The sequence below is a fragment of the Mesorhizobium delmotii genome (assembly GCF_900149755.1).
GTDB lineage: Bacteria > Pseudomonadota > Alphaproteobacteria > Rhizobiales > Rhizobiaceae > Mesorhizobium > Mesorhizobium delmotii.
Window position 1 is genome coordinate 1 of the sequence record NZ_FUIG01000113.1, and the last position, 431, is coordinate 431.

1 protein-coding gene is annotated in these 431 nt (G+C 57.8%); it reads right to left on the reverse strand.

Going from position 1 to position 431, the window contains the following annotated elements:
- Positions 1-93: 93 nt before the first annotated feature.
- The coding region (locus tag BQ8482_RS37595) for a tetratricopeptide repeat protein (RefSeq protein WP_123152132.1) at positions 94-431 on the reverse strand (338 nt) is incomplete at its 5' end.

Consider the following 431-nt stretch of genomic DNA (forward strand, 5'->3'; position numbering starts at 1 on the left):
TTTGCGCCATTTCCGGGCCTTCGCGGTCGCAAATGCGAACGTCGCACCCCCAACCCGATGCAGACCTTCCGCCTAAGAAATCGAAGACAAGCCCTAGGGTGGCGGAAGGTGGGCGCGGTTCGTGAGGGCTGCAGCATAGCCCGGCTTGAGTTGGATGGCCTTGTCAAAGTCGGCCCTAGCCTTGGTGTTTTCCCCCATAGCTTGATAGGCAAGCCCACGGTCATTGAATGCTTCAGCATAGTCGGGCTTCAGCTCAATAGCCCTGTCGTAGTCTGCAACGGCCTTGTTGAGGTCACCCTTGGCCCGATACGCGTTAGCACGGCAGTGGAAGGATTCGACTAACGTGGGCTTCAACTCGATCGCCTTGCCGCAGTCAGTAATAGCCTTCACACCGTCACCTTTGAATAAAAAGGCCGCGCCGCGGTTCGCGA